General features: G+C 57.8%; 12 protein-coding genes. 6 read left to right on the plus strand and 6 right to left on the minus strand.

Features of this window, described 5'->3' with window-relative positions; genetic code table 11:
* Window positions 1–66 precede the first annotated feature (66 nt).
* Window positions 67–3,006 (plus strand): glycoside hydrolase family 31 protein, encoded by a 2,940-nt coding sequence (locus tag AC1DXO_RS06300; RefSeq protein ID WP_476977261.1) that lies wholly within the window; start codon window positions 67–69, stop codon window positions 3,004–3,006.
* A 37-nt stretch (window positions 3,007–3,043) separates the two neighbouring features.
* Here AC1DXO_RS06300 and AC1DXO_RS06305 read toward each other — a convergent pair whose 3' ends face one another.
* Entirely contained in the window at window positions 3,044–4,759 is a 1,716-nt protein-coding gene (locus AC1DXO_RS06305; protein WP_476977262.1) for a serine hydrolase, read from the minus strand.
* Window positions 4,760–5,542: 783 nt separating this feature from the next.
* Between AC1DXO_RS06305 and AC1DXO_RS06310 the strand changes: the two genes are divergently transcribed.
* Together AC1DXO_RS06310 and AC1DXO_RS06315 are read left to right on the plus strand one after the other, a co-directional pair.
* Window positions 5,543–8,623: a TonB-dependent receptor gene (locus AC1DXO_RS06310; RefSeq protein ID WP_476977263.1), complete on the plus strand. Its 3,081-nt coding sequence runs from the start codon at window positions 5,543–5,545 to the stop codon at window positions 8,621–8,623.
* A gap of 242 nt (window positions 8,624–8,865) precedes the next feature.
* Window positions 8,866–10,377 (plus strand): tryptophan halogenase family protein, encoded by a 1,512-nt coding sequence (locus AC1DXO_RS06315; RefSeq protein ID WP_476977264.1) that lies wholly within the window; start codon window positions 8,866–8,868, stop codon window positions 10,375–10,377.
* A gap of 4 nt (window positions 10,378–10,381) precedes the next feature.
* On the opposite strand, the gene AC1DXO_RS06320 is transcribed toward AC1DXO_RS06315, so the two are convergent.
* On the minus strand, window positions 10,382–10,606 hold the full coding sequence (locus AC1DXO_RS06320; protein ID WP_476977265.1) for a hypothetical protein: 225 nt from the start codon (window positions 10,604–10,606) through the stop codon (window positions 10,382–10,384).
* A gap of 156 nt (window positions 10,607–10,762) precedes the next feature.
* Here AC1DXO_RS06320 and AC1DXO_RS06325 point away from each other — a divergent pair, with 156 nt between their 5' ends.
* The 3 genes from AC1DXO_RS06325 to AC1DXO_RS06335 all read left to right on the plus strand — a co-directional run bounded on the left by AC1DXO_RS06325 (window position 10,763) and on the right by AC1DXO_RS06335 (window position 12,914).
* A complete protein-coding gene (locus AC1DXO_RS06325) occupies window positions 10,763–10,993 on the plus strand; it encodes a hypothetical protein (RefSeq protein WP_476977266.1) in 231 nt (76 codons plus the stop codon).
* A 27-nt stretch (window positions 10,994–11,020) separates the two neighbouring features.
* A complete protein-coding gene (locus AC1DXO_RS06330; RefSeq protein WP_476977267.1) occupies window positions 11,021–11,341 on the plus strand; it encodes a hypothetical protein in 321 nt (106 codons plus the stop codon).
* Between the two features lie 103 nt (window positions 11,342–11,444).
* Window positions 11,445–12,914: a tetratricopeptide repeat protein gene (locus AC1DXO_RS06335; RefSeq protein WP_476977268.1), complete on the plus strand. Its 1,470-nt coding sequence runs from the start codon at window positions 11,445–11,447 to the stop codon at window positions 12,912–12,914.
* 350 nt (window positions 12,915–13,264) lie between these two features.
* On the opposite strand, the gene AC1DXO_RS06340 is transcribed toward AC1DXO_RS06335, so the two are convergent.
* The 4 genes from AC1DXO_RS06340 to AC1DXO_RS06355 form a co-directional block, all read right to left on the minus strand.
* Window positions 13,265–14,341: a glycosyltransferase family 4 protein gene (locus AC1DXO_RS06340; protein ID WP_476977269.1), complete on the minus strand. Its 1,077-nt coding sequence runs from the start codon at window positions 14,339–14,341 to the stop codon at window positions 13,265–13,267.
* 3 nt (window positions 14,342–14,344) lie between these two features.
* Window positions 14,345–17,059, minus strand: coding sequence for a glycosyltransferase family 2 protein (locus tag AC1DXO_RS06345; RefSeq protein ID WP_476977270.1), 2,715 nt, complete (start codon window positions 17,057–17,059; stop codon window positions 14,345–14,347).
* A gap of 507 nt (window positions 17,060–17,566) precedes the next feature.
* On the minus strand, window positions 17,567–18,124 hold the full coding sequence (locus tag AC1DXO_RS06350; protein WP_476977271.1) for a DUF3237 domain-containing protein: 558 nt from the start codon (window positions 18,122–18,124) through the stop codon (window positions 17,567–17,569).
* A gap of 69 nt (window positions 18,125–18,193) precedes the next feature.
* Window positions 18,194–20,413, minus strand: a complete 2,220-nt coding sequence (locus AC1DXO_RS06355; protein WP_476977272.1) for a beta-glucosidase — start codon at window positions 20,411–20,413, stop codon at window positions 18,194–18,196.
* Window positions 20,414–20,752 lie beyond the last annotated feature (339 nt).

Consider the following 20,752-nt stretch of genomic DNA (forward strand, 5'->3'; position numbering starts at 1 on the left):
AAAGACGTTTGTTAGCGGTATCATCAGAATGCCGCACAGGCAGGAACGCAACAACAGGGCTTTAACGTGAAACATGTCCGCGCGGCACTGACAATCATCGGGTTAATGGGCCTGGGTCTACCCTGGGCTTATCCGTCGGCGGAGGCGGGCGCCGCAGTCCCTTCCGGGCTGGATGCCAATGGCCATCTGTTGCATGTCGAGACGTCGGTTCCGGGCGGATTCACCTTCACCCGGCTTCAAGACGGCGTTCAGTTTGACGTCGCGGGCGTGACGAAGAATCTTATCTTTTATGGGCCCGGAACGGTACGCGTAAACGCCAATCTTGGCGAAAATCATTGGGCCAAACCCAGTCTTGTCGTGCTGGAAAAACCGGAAGCCGTCCCCTTCACGCTCATGGACAGGCCTGGATCCCTAAGTGTCGTTTCAAAGCAGCTGACGATCGTCATCGACAAGTCGACGGGCGCACTCACCTTCAAGGACGCTCACGGCAAGATATACACCCAGGAAAAATCCGACGCGCCGCAGTCGCTTAAGTCCGTCGATATTGCCGGCAAGCCGACCTATGAGGCCAGCAATAGCTTCACCCTGTTGCCCGACGAAGGGATCTACGGCCTGGGATTTGACAGCTCGGCGCAAACCAACCGGCGCAACAAGGAAATGCTCCTGATCCAGACCAATGTCGGCATCGTCATTCCGGTGATCATGTCGACGCAACGCTACGGAATCATGTGGGACACCTATTCCGAAATGCGTTTCAAGGACGGGCCGGACGGCGCCACCTTGTGGGCCGAAAACGCGCCCGGCGGTGTCGATTACTACTTTATGGCAGCCGACTCGATGGACGGAGTCGTCGCCCGTTACCGCGACCTTACCGGCGTGGCGCCGATGTATCCGAAACAGGCCTTTGGGCTGTTTATGAGCAAGGAACGCTACAAGACGCAAGATCGGGTTGTCGAAGTCGCCGCCACCTTCCGCAAGGAGGGCTTTCCGCTCGATTACATTGTCCAGGACTGGCAGTATTGGGGTTCGGACACGGACGGAAGCTGGAGCGGCATGACCTGGGACAAGACCCGGTATCCCGATCCGGAAGGCATGACCAGGTCCCTCCACGACCTGAATGTGAAGCTGGTGGTGTCTATATGGCCGTCTGTCGGAAACGACACCGAGCTTGGCGCCGAGCTGGATCGTCATGGTCTGCGATTTGCGCCGCTGCACTGGATTTCCAAGAAGGCGCGGGTTTACGACGCCTACAGCCAGCAGGGGCGGGATATCTATTTCAAATACGTGAAGCAGGGACTGCTCGACAAGGGCGTCGACGGTCTGTGGATGGACGGCACCGAGGTCGAGGTCGGGACGGCTTGCTGGGATCCACAGGAGGTCGCCCGTGATATCCGCGGCCTGGGCACCAACGCGATGGGCGACTTTTCGCGTTATCTCAATCCCTATTCGCTGCTGACGACGGAGGGCGCCTATAAGGGACAGCGCGCCACGAGCAACAAGCGGGTCTTCACCCTGACGCGCTCGGCCTGGGCGGGCGCCCAGCGCACGGCAGCGGCATCCTGGTCGGGCGATATCTACGCCAACTGGAAAACGCTGAGCCAGCAGGTCAGCGGTGGCGTCAATGTGACCGTTACCGGCAATCCCTATTGGTCCCAGGATACCGGCGGCTTTTTCGTAACAGAATTCCCGGGAGGCGAAAACAACCCCGGCTATCGTGAACTGTTTGCCCGCTGGTTCCAGTTTTCCGCCTTCAACCCGATCATGCGGGTCCATGGAACCAATATCGAACGCGAACCCTATATCTTCAAAGACCTGGACCCGAAGATGTACAAATCGCTTCTCGATACCGTCCACCTTCGCTACCGGCTGTTGCCCTATATCTACAGCCTAAGCTGGAAGGTGACGGACAAGGGCTATACCCTGATGCGGCCCGTGCCGATGGACTTCCCCGACGACGTCAAGACACACGATATCAACGACGCCCTCATGTTCGGCCCCTCGCTGCTGGTGCACCCGGTCACACGCGCCATGTATCACATCCAGGACCCGCCACCGGAAACCATTGCCACACGCTATCTTCAAACCCCGGACGGGCAACCGGGCTTGGCCGGACAGTATTTTGCCGGCGAGAATTTCGAAACGCCCAAAGGCAAGGTTGTCGATACGGTTCTGGACCACAACTGGCCCGGACCGCCCCTGGCCGGACCTCCAGGCGGCCTTGACGGCGTCGAACACTTCTCCGCCCGGTGGGAGGGATATCTGCTCGCACCGGAAGACGGCGAGTACGAAATCGGACTGGACGGTAATGACGGCTTCCGGCTTTTGCTCGACGGCAAGATCGTTATCGAGGACTGGATCAATGGAGCAAGCCGCTATCGCGGCACGAAAGTCACCTTGCAAAAGGGTCAAAAGGTAGCTCTGAAGATCGAATATTACCAGGCGACATCAAACCGCAATATTCGCCTGTCCTGGCGTACACCGTCACAGATCAGCAGCTTGAAAACAGACAAGCCGGCCCTCAACATAACCATGAACACCTACCTGCCCGCAGGCGCGGACTGGTACGACTTCTGGACCCAGGCCCGGTATACCGGCGGCCAGACGGTCGCGAAAGAGACGCCGCTGGACATCGTGCCCCTGTACGTTCGTGCCGGAGCGATCATCCCACTGGGGCCGGAGGTACAATATGCCACCGAGCAGCCGGATGCGCCCTATGAGGTTCGCATCTATCCCGGGGCTGACGGCAGGTTCACCCTGTATGAGGATGACAACGAGACCTACAATTATGAAAAGGGCCAGCGCGCGACCTACGACCTGATCTGGGACGACGCGCATAGGACCCTGACCATCGGCGCCAGAGACGGCCACTTCCCCGGTATGACCAGGCAACGCAAACTCAACCTGGTCCTTGTGACCTCTGACAATGCCTCAGGCATCGGCTCCGCAACGACGACGCGTTCGGTGACCTATACGGGTAAGACCATCAAGGTCCATTTTTCGCAATAGGTCCACAATACGGGCGAAATCGGATTGCGCTCTTGTGTCATTCCCGCCGCCCGGCCAGATCCGGCTGTCCTTTGCGGTGGAGGAGGACGCCCGGGCTGCCATCAGGGCCCGTGACGAATTCCAGCGTCGTGTCGTCGAGCTCCTTTGCATAAAAGACCGTCTCCGACTGCGCGTAGATGGCGACCTTGGGCAGTCCCGTCGCCTGGGCGGTCAGCTGGCCGTCATCATAGGCGATGACGATGCTGAGCTGGGGCAACAGGACATAGGTTCCGCTGTAGCCGGCCAGCACCTGGGACGCGACCGGCCAGGGCCGGGGCGGCAGCACGCCCGGCAGACCATGGGCCACCGCCAGCAGGCCGTCGCCGAGCGCATTCGCGCCGTCACGATCGAAATTGCCCAGCACGATGACGCTCAGCCCGTCGGCCGGTTCGTAATGTGCCTCGGCCCGGAAGCCGGAGACGTGGCCGCCGTGGCGGATATCGGTGTGGCCGAAAGGCGCTGCAATTTCGACGCCCAGGCCGTAACCACTCTTGAAGGGGGTGATCATCTGGCTGAGCGAGGCCGGCGACAACACCTTGCCGCCGACCAGGGCCTTTTGCCACCTCAGCAGGTCGCCGGTCGTGGAAACGATCCCGCCGGCCGCAAAGGTTGCCGACGGGTCCATTGGTGCGGCCGGGACCGGGCCCGACAGGCTGGCCGAATAACCCAGGGCCTGGTCCGGCGCGGGCGCCGGATCATAGGCGGAGGCGGCCATGTCCGCCGGCCCGAACAGGTTGTCGCGCAGGAAGTCGCCGTACGGCTGGCCGCTGACCTTTTCGATGATCACGCCCAGCACGGCATAGCCGGAATTGCTGTATTTGAACTGGCTGCCCGGCTCGAACAGCAGAGGCTCTTCGCGGATCACCGCCAGCAACTGCGCCGGGGTCATGTCCTGTTCGAAGGCTGCGGGCTTGTCCGGACCCGATGGCTGTACGAGATCAGCGACATAGTCGCCGAGCCCTGAGGTGTGGGTCAGCAGGTTGTACAGAGTTACGTGCTGCCAGGCGGCCGGTGCGTCGGGCAGGTAGGCGCTGACAGGATCGCTGATCTTCAGCTTGCCGCGTTCCTGAAGCAGCAATATGCCGGCTGCGGTGAATTGCTTGGTGATCGAGCCGATACGAAAGGCGGTTTGCGGCGTGTTCGGAACCGAACGGGCGATGTCGGCGAAACCGTAGCCCTTGTCGAGAAGGACCTTGCCGTTCTGCACAACCACGACCGAGCCCATGAAGCGTCCATCGTCCGTATAGGCCTGGGCCAGTCCGTCCAGAGCCCGGACTTCGTCCTCGGGACGGGCAAAGGCCACGGGCGCGGGGGCTTCGGGCAGGGCTTGCGTGTCGGTGCGGCTGAGCGCCAGGGGCGAGACATAGCCGCCTTCGCCCCACTGGAAGCGGCCGGTCCAGGCCTTTTTGCCGTCATCCCAGCCGCCGTCGAAAATCCCGCCGTTACCGGGGACCTTGAAGGCCAGGTGGTCGTCCGTCGCGGTGATGTCGGAGAGGGGGCTTTTCAGGGCATGGGGATCGGCGGCGGTCAGCGGGCTTTCGTGGCTGGCGAAGGTTCCGGTCAGGCGGCCGTCGGCGGCGCGTTCGATATGGACCAGGCTGATCAGGTGGCCATCGATCGCGCCGAGCCAGTTTCCCGCCGCATCCTCGGCGAAGGACGGACAGGCCAGGGCCGACATCAGGACGGTGGCCGTGACGGCGAGCAGTTTGTGCATTGGATGTCCCCTCAGAGGCCGCGTTCGCAATGGCGCGGCTTTCGGGGACTATGGTAGCATATAGCAGGAAGATTTAAGCTATTGATTGCGAACGCATTAAATTCCGGGCCTCGCGGCGGGTGTTCGTTTTTGAACGCTAATGCCTGGCAGCGATGCAATTTCGGACTTTGTGACATGTGTGGCGACGCACCTCAGCGCCGCCGATTCGTGCATTTGACGGGTCGTCCAACGCATCAATTGTGATGTTTTTGCAACTTTATTTAGGTCTTTTATTTTCGTGGCGATCGGCAGCGAATGCCATTGGCATGGCCAGTCGGCCTTGAATTGTAAAAGTTATTTCCATTAATGAAAATCAAAATTGGTTCGCAAGTAGCCTTAAAGTGGCTTCATTCATAGCCGCTTATTTCTGTAATAAAATTATTCTATTTATCACGCAATTGACAAAATTATTCCAAAAACATACTCTTGGGCCACTGCATCCATGTTTAAAATCAATACACTGCGTTGCCGCGCAGATTTTCGACGAAACAAAAAATGGTTGCGGTTTGAGTCAGGATAGGCGTTAGCCCAAAATAGTACCGCGTTAAACGGCGGCCTTACGACGCCAAACAAGGAACAGTAATTTTTATGGGTGGATGTGGAATTTTGGGACGAGACTGTCCGGACTTACCAATTGCTTCGAGCGTCGTGCCTGCACACGAACGGAAAGACGGCGCGTCGCGCAATGCCGGCGCAATTGGAGCGAAACAAGAACATCAAAGGTCCAGGAACAAGGAGAGATAGATGGCTAATTTGATACAAACGGGAAAGCCACTCAGGTGCGCGCTTCTGAGCGCCACTATGTTGATGGGTGGCTATTGCAGCGTGGCGCAGGCACAGGACGCGGCACCTCAACCTGCGGCGAGCGACGAAGCGCAGGTTGTCGTTGTCGTCGGCTTTAAGAAAAGCTATGCAGATGCCGTTCGGGCGAAGCGCACAAACGTCGAAATTACGGACGGGATATCATCTGACGGTTTAGGCCGCTTCCCCGACCTCAATGTCGGCGAGGCATTACAGCGCATTCCCGGTATTCAGCTGAATCGTGAAGCCGAAGGACGGCAGGCATCGATCAACCTTCGCGGCATGCCCGGCAACTATGCTCGTCTTACCTTAAATGGCCAGGCCATCGCCGCGCCGCCGATTCAGGGGGCAACCGGCGGTTCCGATGGTGCCGCAATGGGTTCCTTCAATTCGGACATCTTTTCGGCCTTCGTGATCGAAAAGTCTCCGATGGCGAACGCGCCTTCCGGCGGACTTTCCGGCAATATCGATATGCAGATTGCGCCGGCCCTGTCGCGCAAGGATGGCGGATTCTACAAGACGTCTCTGGAATATAATACGCTCGGGGATTTGACGTCACCGGCCTTCACGATCGGATATAATAAGCATCTGGGCCGTGATTTCGCCGTGTTCGGCACCTTGGCGTACAAAAAGGAAAATTTTCGCCGCGATGAGCTTCGTTTCAATGGCTACTCGCGTCTGAACCCGACGAACACCGGCTTAACGAACGCGCAGTTCGCGGCGCAATACGGAAGCTATTACTCAGCGACAGGTTCGTCGTGCTCCGGCGTTGATACGTGTGCCTTGTCGGCCTTGCTGGGCACCTCCGCCTATAACGGGTCGGCGACCGGCACCAATGGTCAAAAGGGACTCTATGTCCTGAACACCTTGCGCCAATATTCCCGCATGAATGTCGGGGAACTGTGGACGGGTTCGGCCGGCATGGAATGGAAACCCAATGACAATACCAAGCTCGGCCTGACGGGGTTCTACACCGATCGCAATCTGCCGGACACGGTGCAATATTTCCAGATCAATTCGTTCTGGGACGGCGCCGGCACGGTCAGCCCCGTCGGCTCTCCGGTCATGATGAATGACGGCCGCGCCCTGTACCAGACCGTCACCTGGAATAATTATCCGGGTAAGTCATCGACCCGCCTGTACTCGCAGCATGCCGGAGATCACGGACTATTCGCTAACGCCGAATGGCACAATGAGGAATGGAAGCTAACGGGCGTACTCGCGTCTTCGAGCGGCACGAACACCTCTTCGGAAACCGAACTCGACCTGATCACCAACTCAATTTCGGGTGGCAACGGCTTGACCACGACCATAAATAACGGTTTTGGGCACGCGTCGGCCGTATCGCAGGTCATCACGCCAACGCCGCAAAACCAGATATTTGCCATGCCGTTCCGCGATGTAACCGGCGGTTCGTATGTTTCCGGTTACTGGAACTGGCAGGCGGGCGACCAGGAAAATCTGTATACCGCCGACGGCAGGTACACGCTGAATGTTTCGGGCACGGTCAACAAGGCATGGAACTCGGTGGACGCGGCGCAATTCGATGCCGAGCGTCAACTGAATTTCGGTCCGATCACCAGCGTCCAGGGCGGTGTGCGGTTGGAAAAAGACGGGTACCACGAACGTGGATACCGAAACATGGCCTATGGTATCAAGTCACAGAACATTACGCAGTCGATGATCATCTCGCCTCCGGGGGCATCCGATTTCATGGGTGGCAAGGTTGCCATTTCGAGCAATTGGCAGGCCATTGATCCATTTGCGTTTCTACCCGCAGTTCAGCCGGTCGCCGTCTGGATGAACCACCCGCTCGCAAGCACCGGTCTTAACAACTATTATGAAGACGGCGCCTATTATGAGCATCAGTTCGACATCGACAGCACCCTGACATCCGCCTACATCCAGGCCAAATTCGATACATCTATCCTGGGTCATGGCCTCCGCGGCAATGTCGGGGTTCGCAGTGAATCGGCTGAGGAATCCTATACGACCCTAAGCCCGGTCTTCGCAGACGCCACCGCTGAGTCGAACTTCTGGAACGGATTCGGAGGCCCAAACGATATGGGCACAACGACTTACAAGCGCAAATACAGCCATATCCTGCCATCGGCCATTGCCGTGCTGGACGTGCGTGACGACATGGTGATCCGCGCGGCCTACTACGATACCTATGTTCGGCCGGATCCCAGAACGTCCAATAACTCGTCCTATACGACCGTCACAACGAATTCGGCGCTTTCGACTTCGACGAAAACCGTCAAGGACGTCAATATATCGTTCAACAACAGCCGGCTAAAGCCTTATACCGCCTCGTCCAAGGACGTGTCGTGGGAGTGGTATAACCGCCCCGGCGGCCTGATCTCCGTGGCCTATTTTGAGAAGATTCTCGAGAACCGTGTCGAGGGCATTTCCGACCCTGCCATTCTGTGTCCGGCCGATGGCGGCGGCTGGGGTTATGGCAACCTAAATTGGGACGGCACCTTCTGTAAGGCAAGTTCCTCGACCGCGTCGCTGGAGTACCATATCAACGCGAACGGGTCCTACAATGTCGATAAGCCGACCTATGTGAATGGCCTTGAGCTGAATATCCAGCAGAACTTCGACTTTCTGCCGGGTTTCTGGAAGAATTTTGGCGGTGCGTTCAACTACGCCTTCACGACAGCCAAGCAGCGTGGTGCGGGTGCGAAGGCGGCACCCTTCCCAGGTATTTCCAAATTCACGTACAATACCATCCTGTACTACGAAACACCCAAGTTCGGTATCCGTGGAGTCTATAACTGGCGCTCCACCTACCCGCTTACGTCAGCCGGCACCTATACCGGCAATTCTCGTAACGCCTCCGAACGGGGGCAGCTCGATATTGCGGCATCCTACAATCTGACGGACAGACTCACGCTCTCGTTCGACGGCTACAATATGACGAACTCTCCTGTCCGGGAGTTTGAAGTTGATCCTCGCCTGGTTCGATCCATCAAATACGACGGCCGCAGCTATACCTTCACCTTGAGGGGCAGTTTCTGAACCGTCTAGAGCGAAATGACTTTTTAGTAGAATCGTCATTTCGCTCTAATTTATTGTTTTGTCGCGCAATTTAACCGAAAAGTGGCAGCCACTTTATCGGATTGCGCTCTAGTAAATGGGTCCCCCGCCGGTTGCTGATCTCCTGTCAGCTCCGGCATCCTTGAAGGTCTGGCCCTCCCTAAGGCCAGACCTTCTTTTTTATGAGCGCAACTGGCCATTCTTGTGAAATTTATGAGGACGACATGCCGCAACCCATAAAAAGAGTCGTCATAGCCGGAGGTGGAACAGCCGGATGGATGACGGCTGCCTGGTTTTCAAAAGTTCTCCGCGATGACCTGGATGAGATCGTGCTCATCGAGAGTGACGACATCGGAACTGTCGGGGTCGGTGAGGCGACAACGCCCTATATTCAAATATTCAACAAGACCCTGGGCATTGATGAGAACGAATTCATCAAGCATACCAAGGGCACCTTCAAATTGGGTATTGAGTTCGTCAACTGGGGCAGGATCGGACACAGCTACCATCATGCCTTCGGCAAGTATGGGCGTGAATTCGGCTCCCTTCCGTTTCATTCCATGTGGCTGCGGCATGCACAGGACAGTAGCGAAGATCGGCTGGAGCCTTACAGCCTCGCGGCCCTGGCCTCGCTGCGCGGTAAATTCATGCGCCCCACCGGCGCCAATTCACCTTTGGCGGAATTAGCCTACGCCTATCAATTTGACGCTTCCCTCTATGCTGGCTTTCTCAGAAAACTGTCTGAAAATCAGGGCGTAAAACGTGTCGAGGGCAAGATAGAGGAGGTGGTTCTCCGAGACGACGGATTCATCGAGGCCCTCCTTTTGGATGGCGGGCGGCGGTGCGACGCAGACCTGTTCATTGATTGCACGGGGTTCAGCGCCCTGCTTCTCGGGCAGGCCTTAGGCGTGGGCTTTGTGGATTGGAGCCATTGGTTGCCCGCTGATCGCGCTTTTGCCGTTCCCACGGAAGGCACAAACAAGATCGCACCGTTTACGCGCGCGACCGCGCATGCCGAAGGCTGGCAATGGCGCATTCCATTGCAGCATAGAGAAGGCAACGGGCTGGTCTATTCGAGCGCCTTTGCGCACGATTATCACGCGCTTGACCTTCTCTGCAAAAATCTGCCAGGCCGCCGTCTGGCTGAGCCACGACAGTTGCGTTTCGTCACCGGTCGAAGGCAGAAATTCTGGCATAAGAACTGCGTGGCGGTTGGACTCGCGTCAGGTTTCCTGGAACCGCTGGAGTCGACCTCGATCATGCTGATTCAAAATAGCATCGCGCGCCTTCAATACCTGTTCCCGGACAAAGGTTTTGATCGTGCAGATATCGACACCTACAATCGCGACATGATCAAGGAGTACGAAGACATCCGCGATTTTCTAATCCTGCATTACCATGTCGGCGAGCGGGACGACTCTGAGTTTTGGCGCTATTGCCGCAACATGAGCATACCCGAAAGTCTGTTGCACCGGATTGAACTGTTTGAAAGCCGCGGCCGGATACCGGTCGAGCGAAATGAGCAGTTCAGGGTGCCAAGTTGGTTTGCCGTGATGTACGGGCAAGGCCTGCGACCGCGTGCGCCGGACCCGCTCACACTCAGCATTAAGAGCAACGACGTGAATCGGTGGCTCGCCGACACGCGCGCAGTTATAGAAACTTGCTGCAATTTCATGCCGAGCCACGAAGATTTCCTGAGCGGTATCTGCGGGGGCGATGTGCCGAAAGCGGGTTAACGACTCAGGCGTCGAAGTCGGGGCTGTGCGGCCAGACCATGTCGTCGCCGAAGCCGAAAACCGTGGTGATGTGGTGCGGTTCGCATTTCAGGCATTCAAAGCGCTGCTTCGGGTGACGGACATTTTCCCAGTGCGCGCCGTGTTCGCGACGCGCGCCATGCTCCCTTTGCGCCGCCTCTTCGCATGGATCGCTGATCGCCGGCTGTACCTGACTTTGGGTGCGCTTCATTACTCTGTCCTGAACCTCGCGGCTCCGCGGTCTATCGTAGCGTTAAATCTAGCCGAATTGAATTGTTTTTTTGTAAGCGCGCCGCGACCCGGGCCATCCGCATTTCTTTCTTACAAAAATTGGCGCAAAAGCTACGCAAAATGGATGAGGTGTCTAATGTCCCTTACTGAAAAAACCTGCCGCTGGGCCTATGCCAAGGCCATGCAAATCGAAAGCGTCCGCAAGTCCCTGGCGGAATTCGGCCGCGCCATCTATCTGGAAGACGGATCGGACAGCGATATGGTCCTGCCATCAGGTCAGCGCTTTGTTCTGTCACGGGTCGAAATGTCGACCCTGGGTTTCGCGCCGCACAGCCTGGTCTACTGCAACGGCGTCTGTGTCGCCTGATTTTTGCGTTCAGCCTGAAAGGCCGATATGACGCCCCATTTTATCGAGACCACGCCCTCAACCATGGAAGACGTCATTCTCGATATTCTGGCGCGGCACAAGGATGGCAGCCTGACCGATCCGCGTGGGCGCAGCGCGCTCAATGCCTTTATCACCTCGCTGGCGCCCGACGACTTTTTCAGCGAAAGCGCCCTCAACGATTTCCAAGTCTATCTCGACATCACATTGCAACTGAGCAAGCGCTCGCGGTTGGCGGCCGACCCGGTCATTGCCGAGCGTATCCACGTGATTACCGCCCTGGCGGCCGGTGACGAAGCTGCATTGGCCAGCCTGCGCGCCGCAGCCTGAATACCTCCGCACAATCCGGCGGTAAACCACTTGGCAAACGGAACGCATCTGGTGCAGAGTGACGGCCATATTGTTTTCGATCGGGCTGCCAGAAATACACCAGATGTCGTCCACTCAAGATACGCCCGCGATTGACGTGGCCCTGCTAACCAAGCTTTCCAAATTCATTGCGCGGCGACAGTATGACGCGGCCGCGGAGCAGCTCGAGATACTGACCTCGCTCTATCCGGACAGTGATTATCTGTTGGGCGAACAGGCGCGTCTCGCCTGTGCCAGGCGGGATTTCGCCGTCGTCCCGCAACTGTATGCCCGCCTGGTGAAGACCGGCGACTATGCCGGCTCTGACGCTTCGGCGGCGGCCATTTCCAAGGCTTTCCGGGCGCAAAACCTGTTTGACGACGCCGAGGCCGCTGTCCTGATCGGTCTGAAGCGGTATCCGCAATCCGGTCTGCTTTTGATGGAGCTGGCCGAAATCCATATGGCGCGGCGCAATTGGGCGAAAGCCGTGACCTTCTGGAATGACGCCAAGACCGCCCTGGAAAAGGCGCCGGCCATCCTGTTTGTCAAGCTGAGCGTGGCGCTGAAAAACTCCAGAAAGGAAGCTGCATCGAAAGAAGCTCTCCTGTCGGGTCTGGAGCTGTATCCAACGGATACCTCCATTCTGCGTGCCCTGCTGTCGAAGGAACTGGCCAAGAGCCATTGGCGTGAGGCGGCGAAATATTCCAGCCTGTTGCTTTCGGAGGAGCGAAATGTCGGCAAGTTGATGCCGGTCGATGCGGTCCAGCACCTGTTGATCGCGCACAATTCCGAAGACGCTGAGCTGATGCAGTCAGGTTTGAAAATTCTGCAGGAAATATTTCCCGACGGCCGCGAGCGGGACGTCCTACTGGAAGAAATCAGAGCCACGGAATGTGCCAGGGATGACAATTCTGTCCTGACGCTTCCGACACGTTTGATTGTCGAGAATTTTCCGCGTCATCTGTGCTTCAAGATCCTGCTTATTCGTTTGCGGCGGGGATCCAGGGGACTCGGCTCCTATCCTGTTCTTGAGCCCGTCTTGTACGCCGAGCGCGATAACGACTGGCTCGCCTTCCAAAAGCTGTTTGAAGACAATCTTGGCTATTTTCTACACCTGCTGAGCAGTCGTTTCATGCTGTCCGTTGTCGACACCTATACCGATTTCTCGAGTGGGGAAGACCGCGCCGTGTCTTTGTTGATTGCCAGCATCTTTGTGTCGGAGCGCAATGCCTACACCTTGAGATGCATGTTCGAATTCAAGCCGCGCAAAAAGGTCCTGGATCAAAAGCAGATCCCTATGTGGGACGGCTTTTATTCAAACCGCCTGGCCGGCGACGATGTTTACAAGGTCTGGTTCAACCGGCTGGAAACCGTGCTGTCCTGCGCCAATCCGGTGCTGGCGGGCATGTTTTTCAGGCTTTTCCTTGTCATGATCGAATCCGAAGGCTCGACCATCAGCCTGAACTGTCAATACGGCCCACGGTTGGCCGAGCACGTCGCGCTGTTCGCAAAACGGTTCAATATGAAGATGGAATCCCTGCCCGGCGTTGCGTAGGCGGAGCGGAGAGAGCCCTTCAGCAAATCGTGACTCCCAGTGAGTGTAAGATGGTTCGCGCAACGCAGTGACGGCACGTCTGCGAGTGTGGAATTTTTTGACACGAAAAGCACGAACGAAGTCAAAAAGCACGAATGGGAGTGCGCTGGGCATCCTTCGCCCGAAGGGCAATTGATCGTAAGCGGCGTCTACGAATTGAGGCGCTGCGCGCGGTAGATCCAACCACCTGAAGTTCGTGCTTTTCGACTTAGTTCGTGCTTTTCGTGCCGAAAAATTCTACAGCCGAAGACGTGCCGTCACTGCGTTGCGCGAACTTCTCCATGTCGGTCAAAGGCTTTCGCGCGGCAGCTCTATACAAGCACGTCCAGTTCGGAAAGTGCTGCTTTTTCGACCGAAAACTGAAAGCCCGTCTTGATGGCGCGCTTTCTCATCTCGAACCGTTCGCCGGGCAGCATGGCCAGGGCGGCCTCGACACAGGCCAGGATGCGATCGTCAAACCGCATGTCGACGACAAAGCAGTTCTGGCCATCGACGCCGAACTCATAGGCGCCGCCATGAGCCGGCACCACGCTGATAACCCCGCATGACATCGCCTCGATCGCCGTCCGGCCAAAGGCCTGGAAATCCGACAGGTCGAGGAACATGTCCGTCTCGCGAAACAGATTTCCGACTTCCGTACGGCTCAGGACACCGAGATTTTCGATTTGCGGATCGATGTGCAGGTTATTGGCCGCGATATCGGCCGTCTGGCAGCCGAAAATCTTGATATTGACCCGCTCACCATAGGTTTGCGCCAGTTGGTTGAGGATTCTGACCGTCCGCTGGGGGGCGCGGCGCGGTGTCACCGGGCGCAGCATGGCGACAATGGTAATGGCGCGTGACGCTGTGCTTTCGTCGCTGATCCGGCTGAAATCGGGATAATAGACCGTGTGGTCGACACTGGGCGCCACCTTGGTGACGGAAACGCCGTGGTTCTGTTCCACAACCTCTTGCAACCAGCGCGTCTTGGCGAAATGCAACATGCCCGGGATCAGTCCGTAGGACGCGAAGGCCAGCCGCCAATCGTCGCTTCCGGCTTCGTAGAAAAACGTCTCGTAATCCTGGACATAGTACGCCGTCCTGACGTTCGGCAGATCACGTACCGCCTCAGCCAGGGTGTGGACCGACTGATTGGTGGTCGCGACCACGACCTTTGGTTCTATCGCCGTGATAATGGCCTTCAGTTCCTCGGCATTGTGAAAGCCCCGTATATTGGCGCTGACACGCGGCAGATCGGCGTAATTGGCCGCCAGCAGCGCCGTATTGCCGGCATTGCAGGCAATGATTACCGGTTGGCCCATTGACCACATGGCGTCGGCTTCCTGCATCACGCTGTGCGCGCCGCCGCTGCCGCCCTTTACAGGAAGAAGAAAAAGAATGGGTTTCATTGTCTATTCGGGCGCTACGGTTTGAGGGCTGGGACTGGAATTCAACTCTATCTGCAGGGCTTCAACCAATTTACGCCTGAGGTTGTTGATCGGAATACAGTCGCGCATCTCAGCTTCCAGCTTGTCGAAAGCAATATGGGGATGCCGTTTACGCAAAAGCACATTGGCCTTCTTGGACAGTTCTTTTCTTTGACCGGCGCCGAAGCTGCGTGATTTCTTGTGGAAGACGTAGCAGTCGTCGGCGACGCGCAGTTTGTAACCCAGATCGCCCGCCCTCAGACACAGGTCGTTTTCCTCCCCATAGCCGCGCGGGAAGGCGTCATCGGCAAAGAAGTTTGCCTCTTCCAGGACGCGCCGGCGGAACATGGTGCAAAAGCCGTTGAGCAACGGAAATTCCGGATAGGCCTGTTCCGACAGATCCTCGATCAACCGGGCCATGGCCTCGACGGTCACGCCGTCAAACAGCGGATTGACGGCCCATTCCTTGCCCGATTTCACCTGGGGCACGGATTGCCAGGAGGCCGCATTGGACAGGGCGCCGACGGCCGCGGTGTCATCCGACACATTCAGGGCGGCATACATCTTATCGAGCCAGCCCGGTGAGACGATCGTATCGCTGTTCAGCAGGACAAAACAATCGGCGACCGTCTGTTGAATCGCCTGGTTGATGTTGTTCGTATAGCCCAGATTGACGTCGTTCAAATGCACGCGAACGCGCGGGTCACGCTGCGCCAGCAGACTGAGCCTTTCGATCGTAAAGGCATTGGAACTGTCGTCCGACAGAATGATCTCGAACGGCGAAGACGTATGCTTGATGATCGACTGAACGCATTCATCGACATCGGCCGAGGCGTTGAAGACCGGAATAATGATCTGGACAAACGGTGTCAGGGCGGGGCCGCGAACAGGCTGGATTTCTTCGGCATTAGCGACCGGCGGCGCGACGTCCGGGACCGGTGCCCAAAGCGGTGACAGCTTGAGATACTTCAATTGCCCGGCGATATTCTGGTCCTCGAAGTCGCCTGACTTGACGTCGCGAATGACGGGCAGCTTGCGTGCCTTGGCCAGGCCGGCATTGAACAGGACCAGATCGCCCTGGCCCACCAGATCGAAAACGATGCAGAATTGGTCGTCAGGCCCGGCGGCGCCGACACCGCGCGGTATGTTGATCAGCACATTCTTCAATTGGACCGTATGGTCGACCTGAACGCGTTTTTTTATCGTGCGCACCTTGTTCAGGACGCGCTTCTCGCCGTAGGTTGTCAGCTTGCCGAGAAATATCTCGGGTATGACAAGCTTTTTCCATGTCGCATCCAGCGGCGTTCGAAAGCCGCAGTTGAAAAAGTACGGCCCGGGCGGCAGGTCCCGTTCATCCAGGATCGCAATGACGCGGCCATAGCCGTCGGCCGGAATGTCCTCGACGTGAAGACGCATGCCGTAGGTCGTGCCGCGGTTGGCGCCGACGTTCGAAACCTCGCAAGCCGAGACAGCCATCTTGATCGGCTTGCCCGAGCGATAGTCGACCAGCCAGCCTTGCGCGGTTTCCTGAAAGCGTGTTGCGGCATCGACCTTCAAACCGGCAGGCCATTTGTCCAGCAGAGAGTTGGTAATCAGTTCAGCATTGAGCTCTTCTTCGCTCAAGGCGTCAAAGGTTGCATCGACGATCACATCGTCAGAGGTTTGGGCCGGTAAGGTCAGGCCCTTCGCGACCTTCGAGAGGCCTTTCGACAAGACAAGTTCGATTTCCGTATCGATCGGATTGGCGAGCAGGCTGTTGACATCGATGCTGAAGCCCGCACCCGTGTAGAGATCTTCGACAATTTCAAACGTCTTTTGCACCGAACCGGTTTGACCGGATTGGCCGACTACCGCCATCGCCACGGCCACGGACGTCCCGTCCGCGGCAAGCGCCCAGCCTTCGACATGCCCGGACGAGGTCAGGATCGGGTCGCCGGCAAAGATCGTTCCCGCCAAAGCCTGTTCCCTTGTCGCTTCGGCCGCGCGGATATTGCTGACGATCATATGGCGCGGCTTGGCGGGCGACTCAGACGGTTTCGTTTCAGCCGCCAGCCAGTCGGCCTCGATCAGGTAGATCTCGGCTTCGACGCTGGGGTGGAGGTCCAGCAGGAAGGAATAAAGGTCGGTAGAACTGCCGCTAATGCAGGCATAGGCGGTACTGAGTTCAACCAGGGTGTCCGAAGGTACGACAATCGCCTGGGTGCAATATTTAAGCCCGACCCGTGCTCCGGTTTCGGGGCTGATTTGGGCCAGCTTTAGGGTGACCGTCAGGAGTTCGTCGACAGGTGCGATATGGCGGAACCTGGCCAATATCCGAAACGTTGCCAGGGGGCTGTGGGTATCGTAGGCGGGCAGGTTGATGCCCAGTCTTACCCAGGTCGCAATGCCGGAATTGCGTATTTTCAGGCAGTCGCCACCGTTATCGCTGGTCCGCGTTTCAACATCACGCGGTGACAGGGGCATTTTGGGATCGAGCAGCCGTGTTTCGAAGAAGATCCGGCTATTGAGCGTGGCCTTGCTCTTGTAAAGCTCAAGCGCGACCTTTTCGCCGGCGAGAATAAAGCCCTTCTCTTCAACAATCTCTTCACTGACGACTTCCGCGACCACTTCCGGGACGATTTCTGCGATAACGTCTGCGATGACTTCCGGGACGACTTTGGGACGGGTTTCGCTTTTCTTGGCTCTTTTTACGCTCGGCATGTATGACGGCCCCTGGCCCCTCCAATTGACGGCCCAATACTGACAAATCTGTCACAAAAGCCGTCCAGGTGTGTTGCGTCGCAAACACTAACCAGCTTTTAAAGCCGAGTCATCCGCAATATGCCGTTTGAAGCGGAAATATGGCACTGTGTTTGCGGACAGGAATGCAGCTATCCCGCAGCACTATAAGAGGTACAGCAGGATGTCTGAACCTCGAATTTCCAGGAAGGCATGTTTTGATTTTGCGCTACCGGAACGGCACTCCGCGAAACCGCAACATCTCTGATCGGCCTGGACACCGTCCTCCCGTACGAGAATGTCGCCTTCAACCCAGTTAGGAATGTCACTTTTCAGCCAACGAGATTGAAGTGTCACAAACGAGTGACGAGGTTTCCGCGTTGCAATCGAAGTCTAGAGTGCAATCCGATAAACGGGTCCGCCTAATGCGGCCAGGGCCAAAGCACTGGCCAGGCTCGCGGTGCCGGTTCCCCCGTGCATTGGAGGACCTTAGTTGACGCGGTAAAAGCGGATACGTACGGCGGGCCCTGACGCGGACGCTATGGGGTCGATCGTGCTGATGAAGCTGGACTGGGCGAGCCATTGGTACTTGCCGAGGGGCGGTTCAAAGACAGGGACCGTGCGCATGGGGGCGAAAGGCTTTCCGGTTTCGGGTGGGCAAACAGGGCCCTGGTTGACGATGTTGATAATGGCGCCGTCGTCCGTTTTCAGCATATAGTTGGCGTTGATGACGGTACAGCCGTCAGCGCGCGTCAGTTGCCAGTCCCAGCCACCCGAAATGATCGTCCCTTTGATACCGGCACCGTTACCCGGACCTTCGAAGGTCCCGCCGGTAATCGTCATGATGTTACGCTCGCCCATCCCGGTTTTCCAGGGCTTCATGTCTGCGTCCAGGGTGACCGTCTCCTCGAAAACGAAAGTCAGGCCAGGGGGCTCGGGCGCCGGTTGAGCGCGGGCACCTGACGCTGTAAACAGGGTGCCGGCAAGACAAAGGGCTGCCACGGCTTTCGCAGCGCTTTCCGCTCGCAGGGTCGTATTGGGTCGCATGGTTCTCTCCAGAAAAGGGGGGGGGGAGGCGGCGTTTTCCCAAGCTTATCGCGCAGGCCGCCAAAATCCTTACGGCTTCAACTGACGCGCCTTGAGCTGGGTTTCGGTCGCCAGTCCGGCATCCATAGCGTCCCTCGCCACGGCTATAGAATAGGTTCCACCGGGGACCATCCAGCCCTTGGCAGCGACATCGAAGTTTCCGAGGAGCCTGGGATCGGCCGACAGGGTAACGGTCTTGCTCTCGCCCGGCGCCAGGTCGACCTTGGCAAAACCGATCAACCGCTTCACAGGCCCCGACGGCGTTCCATTCAGGTAGACCTGCGGGGCCGCCTTGCCTGCCAGTTTACCGGTATTGGTGACGGTGAAGCTGAAGGAGAGGTTGTCTCCGCCGGTTGCTTTCAGGTTGGAATAGCCGAAGGTGGTGTAGCTGAGCCCGTGGCCGAACGGAAACAAGGGCTTCATGCCGAGTTTGGCGAAGCGCCTGTAGCCGACATCGGCGCCTTCCGGGTGTGTTACGTCGAAAACCTCGCCTTCCGGAACATCGATTCCGACCAGCGCACCGGATCGGGGATATTGTTCGATCGAGGCGGGGAAGGTGACAGGGAGATGGCCTGACGGATTGGTCGTGCCGGTCAATATGTCGGCAATGGCTTCGCCGCCCTTTTGGCCGGGATACCAGGCCTCGACGACGGCGGGCACCTTGTCCAGCCAAGGCATGTTCACCGCCCCGCCGGTTTCCAGGACAACGATGGTGTTGGGATTGGCCCCGACCGCGGCCGCTATGACGTCGTTCTGGCCTGACGGCAGGTCGAGGTTTGGCGCGTCGAGGCCTTCGCTCATCCATTGCGTCGCGAAGACAATCACCAGATCATAATTTTTGGCCTTGCGGGCGACTTCATCCGGGTAATCCCCGAAATCGAAGGCGATTTTCGTGTCCGGCAGAGCGGCGCGCAGGGCTTTGACCGGTGAGGAGGGATGGAAATGCGTCTTGTTGAAGGCTGCAAACACACCTTCGCCCCCTCGCGACAATGTCATCTGGTTCATATCGGCGACAACCTGTGACGACCCGCCGCCTGACAGAACTCCGCCGTCTGCGTGTCCACCGACAATCAGGATCGATTTTACCGTAGACGGGAGCGGCAGCATGCCGCCTTCATTCTTCAGCAGGACAATGCCTTCGGAGGCTTCGCGCTTCGCGACTTCGGCATGGGCCGCGGCGTCATAGGACTTGGGTGCCTGTACGTCGAAGAGGCCCGCGGCAAACATGGAACGAAGAATCCGATGCACCATGTCGGAGAGCCGTGACGCCGGGATCTGGCCGCTGTCGACGGCGGCCTTCAGCGGCTCGCCAAACCAGATAGCCTTGTCGATCTGCTCGCCGGATTGTTGGTCCAGTCCCCTGACCGCGAAATCGGTCGCTTTGACAGCGCCCCAGTCGGACATGACCCAGCCCTTGTAAGCCCAGTCCCCCTTCAGGATGTCGTTCAACAAATGGCTGTTGCCGCACGAATATTCACCATTGACCAGATTATAGGCGCACATCACGGAGCCGGGCTTGCCCGTCTCGATGGCAATTTGGAAGGCGAGCAGATCCGATTCGCGCATGGCCTGTTCGTCGATCACGCTATTGGCAAAGAAACGGCCGGTTTCCTGATCATTGACCGCAAAGTGTTTTATGGTCGAGACGATGTGCTGATCCTGTATGCCCCGGATCGACTCACCCGCGATATTGCCGGCCAGCCAGGGATCTTCACCCGCATATTCGAAGTTTCTCCCATTTCGCGGATCGCGCGCCAGATTGACGCCGCCCGCCAATTGGACGTTCATGCCCTTGGCGCTTGCCTCCGTTCCTACTACGGCGCCGCCGTCATAGGCGATCCGGGTATTGAAAGTGGCGGCCAGCAAGATCGACGCCGGCAATGCCGTGGCGACGTCATTGGGCCGCGACATCAACGGATTGGTCACGCCGAGCGAAGCGTCGCTTTCCTGCAGGGCAGGAACGCCCAGGCGAGGAATGCCGGGGATAAAGCCGGCCGAGGAAACCGCCCCTTCGGGTAGCTTGCCATCCTTGAGGAACAAGGTCAGAGCCATCGGCCCATGAACCAGACCAATGCGCTCGTCCGGCGTCATTGCTTTTTCGAGCAGGGTGGCTCGCTCGTCGGCGGACAGTTTTGTGTTCATCCATGGCGACGTCGTTTGGGCCTGAACGTCGTGCGTGCTGACCGCCAGCAGGGCTGTACCTGCCATTGCGAGTTGCTTCAGGCCCAGCCTGTGAATTAACGAATTCATTTTTACCCACCCTGAGTGCGGCGCCATAACCCGGCGCGCTTCGTTTTTTGAAAGAGGGGCGCCTTAAGTGAGCCAGCACTTAAGGCGCCAAGTTCCGCGCCGCAATGAAGCGAGAGTGCTTCTGGGATGAACAGGCAGCGCTGACGTAAACTGCACTACGTCAGCGCTGCCGTCAAGTTCCCCGCTGAACCTGTAGCCCGTGGGGCGATGGGTGACGGCGAATGTTGGCACTACCCACTGGACAAGCGACAGTTATGATTGATACTTATACCAACCTGCACAGATACTGAGCCATGAGGTGCAGGTTGGTATTCGCATTTATTTCAGCTCAAGCGCCGC

Source organism: Asticcacaulis sp. P2_C5 (genome assembly GCF_056404555.1).

Coding starts and splice junctions, on each gene's coding strand:
- AC1DXO_RS06330 (WP_476977267.1), top strand. CDS start 11,021: ATGACGCCCCATTTTATCGAGACCACGCCCTCAACCATGGAAGACGTC.
- AC1DXO_RS06350 (WP_476977271.1), bottom strand. CDS start 18,124: ATGCGACCCAATACGACCCTGCGAGCGGAAAGCGCTGCGAAAGCCGTG.
- AC1DXO_RS06320 (WP_476977265.1), bottom strand. CDS start 10,606: ATGAAGCGCACCCAAAGTCAGGTACAGCCGGCGATCAGCGATCCATGC.
- AC1DXO_RS06340 (WP_476977269.1), bottom strand. CDS start 14,341: ATGAAACCCATTCTTTTTCTTCTTCCTGTAAAGGGCGGCAGCGGCGGC.
- AC1DXO_RS06335 (WP_476977268.1), top strand. CDS start 11,445: ATGTCGTCCACTCAAGATACGCCCGCGATTGACGTGGCCCTGCTAACC.
- AC1DXO_RS06315 (WP_476977264.1), top strand. CDS start 8,866: ATGCCGCAACCCATAAAAAGAGTCGTCATAGCCGGAGGTGGAACAGCC.
- AC1DXO_RS06325 (WP_476977266.1), top strand. CDS start 10,763: ATGTCCCTTACTGAAAAAACCTGCCGCTGGGCCTATGCCAAGGCCATG.
- AC1DXO_RS06305 (WP_476977262.1), bottom strand. CDS start 4,759: ATGCACAAACTGCTCGCCGTCACGGCCACCGTCCTGATGTCGGCCCTG.
- AC1DXO_RS06355 (WP_476977272.1), bottom strand. CDS start 20,413: ATGAATTCGTTAATTCACAGGCTGGGCCTGAAGCAACTCGCAATGGCA.
- AC1DXO_RS06345 (WP_476977270.1), bottom strand. CDS start 17,059: ATGCCGAGCGTAAAAAGAGCCAAGAAAAGCGAAACCCGTCCCAAAGTC.
- AC1DXO_RS06310 (WP_476977263.1), top strand. CDS start 5,543: ATGGCTAATTTGATACAAACGGGAAAGCCACTCAGGTGCGCGCTTCTG.